Source organism: Niastella vici, assembly GCF_002077945.1.
GTDB classification, from domain to species: domain Bacteria; phylum Bacteroidota; class Bacteroidia; order Chitinophagales; family Chitinophagaceae; genus Niastella; species Niastella vici.
In genome coordinates this window covers 1-2,812 of the sequence record NZ_LVYD01000115.1, presented here as the reverse complement: position 1 = coordinate 2,812, position 2,812 = coordinate 1, and the positions used below count along the sequence as shown (strand labels likewise).

General features: G+C 45.3%; 2 protein-coding genes. Both read right to left on the bottom strand.

Features of this window, described 5'->3' with window-relative positions; genetic code table 11:
- Positions 1-345: 345 nt before the first annotated feature.
- On the bottom strand, positions 346-1,092 hold the full coding sequence (gene istB, locus A3860_RS37550) for an IS21-like element helper ATPase IstB (protein ID WP_245843713.1): 747 nt from the start codon (positions 1,090-1,092) through the stop codon (positions 346-348).
- Between the two features lie 64 nt (positions 1,093-1,156).
- Positions 1,157-2,710, bottom strand: a complete 1,554-nt coding sequence (istA, locus tag A3860_RS37545) for an IS21 family transposase (RefSeq protein ID WP_081155747.1) — start codon at positions 2,708-2,710, stop codon at positions 1,157-1,159.
- Positions 2,711-2,812: the final 102 nt, after the last annotated feature.

Sequence of the window (2,812 nt, the reverse complement as noted above, 5' to 3'; positions counted from 1 at the left end):
TGTAGTTAACGGTTGAATTATATACCAGGATTTCAGTTGAAAAGGATACCAGTTAGCAGGTCGCAAATGTAATAGATTTACTGTTATCTATGCTTGGATATTTATGCCTTATAAAACCTAACATAAATAATATATGGGCGATAGCCCATTCCATTTCTTTCTTTTTTTGCTTCTTTTTTTCTTTAAAATTTCGACCATTTTTCGCTTAGCTATTTAAATAATTATTCTTGCCGGTATTTGCTTTTTGCTCTCTGCTTACTTTACCTTTGAGCCGCCGGAAGGAAGCGGAAGCAGGCTCTGCAGAGGTGCAACCTGCCAGGAATACTTTTGGTATCTGAGCATTTGTTATGCGTGTTGTAATTTTTCTCCATTGCGGGGTTTAATCATCTTCTTAGTCTCTTTCATTCTATAGGATTTGCCATTCATGTTGACCAGGTAAGCTTTATGGGTAAGCCTGTCGAGCAGGGCGGCTGTTAAAACGGTATCCTTACCGAAGATATCCTGCCACTTGTCAAAGGACTGATTGGAGGTAATGATCGTGGATTTGATGCCTGATCTTAAAGAGAGGTGATTAAAAAGCATTTCTGCGCCTTGTTTATCGAAGGAGATATAACCGAGTTCATCGCAGATAACCAGGTCATATTTTTCAAACCTGCTTTCCAGGATTCTTAAAGTGCGTGAAGAATGGCATTCCCTGATCTGGGTGAGGAGCTTGGACACTTGTGTGAACATAACGCTGTAGCCCTGCATGCAAGCCTTTATGCCCAACCCGATGGCCATATGCGTTTTTCCTGTTCCTGGACTTCCGCCGCATATTATATTCCGTCCTTCCTTAATAAACTCCAATGTTTCCAGTTCAGGCAGTCTGGCCCTGCCATCTTCGGGAAGCTCTGCTCTGTCCAGGTCCTGCAGGTATTTAAGCTGCGGGAAGTTGGCGCTTCGCAAACGAGCCTTTTCGCGATTGATCATACGCTGTTGCAGTTCATTGGTGAGCAGCGTGAGGATAAGCTGTTCATGCGAGGCATTTTGCTTTATTGCTTCTGTTATCACTGTCTGGATATCCTTACGGAAGGCAGGCAGTTTTAAGTCCATACTCAACTGATTGATTTGTTCGATGATTTTTTTGTTCATTGTAACTTTTATGAGTGAGGGTGATTTAATTGTAGCTCATCATGGCTGCCAGTTCTACGAGGTTTTCCATAGCTACAATAGCAATGGGGTCTGGCTGAGCGATTGCATCAACCGGTTCTTCCGGCTGATTGCCCAACAGCGCCATGACATGCGTTGCCATAACATGGGAAGACGACTGGCGTGCGAGACGCTCCACGCAGGCAATGAGCTGATCGTCGCTGATCGCATTTAACTGGCAGTACTGTAGTAAATCGATAAATGAACGGGCGTCATGGATAAAGTAGCGGGCATACATATCCTTCAGCCATTGAGGGGCCTGCTTCAGGGCCACTGAACCAGCCATAGCACCTGGCTTACGCTGCAATGTGTACAGGTAATGATTCAGGTCGATCTGCCAGCCAAAGCGCTCGTATCGCCGCTTATGCTCGCACACCACGCCACCCGTGTCGTAGACCCTAAGCCACTCGGAATAAACTTTTACAAATACCATCGTGCCCACCAGACGGTCAGGTACGGAATATTTGTTGGTTCCAAAAGTGATCGTAGCATATTTATCTACCCGCAGATTCTCTGCGCTAAAGCATTCCATGCGGCCGGGATGGGCGTATAATCCTTTGCGTTCCATTTCCAGCTTTTCGGCAGGGCTTTGCTGGTTGCCACTGGCAGGTCTTGCATTGAGTTCGGTTACTCTTTCTTGTAAATATTGATGGGCTTCTGTAAAGTTCTCAAAACGGTCTTTAAAGCCAAAAACCTTACGGCGCACATATTCCACGCTGCGTTCTACATGGCCTTTTTCATTGCCTTTAGCTGTATTACAGAAACGCCACTGGAACTGGTACCAGCGGCTTAATTGTAATAATCCTTCAGTGGGTGTTTTTTCTGTTTTGCCCACGAAGTGAGCAATGGCCACGCGCATATTGTCATAGACCATCTGATGGTATACCCCACCAATATGTTCGAAGAACCAGATATGCGCTTCCTTGAAGGCCAGGCTGTCCTGACGCTGAAAGAGTAAAGCGTAGCGGTAATTGCTGTAGGCGCTGGTAAAGACCGCCAGGTAATAACGACGGTATTTACCGTCCACCATTATTTTAACTTCGCCCCAATCAAACTCGCAAACGGAGCCTTCCCCGTAGCCCTGTTTGATAAATGCTTCACGGGCATGGGCGCTCCTGGTCCTGATATATTCGCTGACGGTTGTATACCCGATACAATAACCGGCTCTAAGAAGTTGCTCGTGAATATCTGTTTTGCGTAATTGCTGCTTTTTACGGCCGTCCAGGCGCTTGATCTCATTTTCCTGCAGGCAGGCTTCAATAATATCTGCGATCTCCTGTGTTAACTTGCGTTTGGTGCGGTTACTGCTGTCGTAAGCAGGGCCAGTGGTTAGGTATTTGTTAGTGGCAGAAATGGAGGTGGGATCTGCGTTGACTGATTGAGATTTAAAACGCTCATACTCGGCGACACGTGCCTTTACCGTTTTGCGGCTGATCTTTAACTGTTGGGCTACTTTTCTTTGACTTAATCCCTCCTTAAAATAAAGTAATATGATCTGATGATTCGTTTCCACGTCCAGCATTAATTTATGCCCCTTTTTGCGCACAAAGGGACTGGTTTATTGCTTACTGAACTGGTATACTTTTCAACTGAATTCTGGTACCCTTTTCAAACGTTAAATACA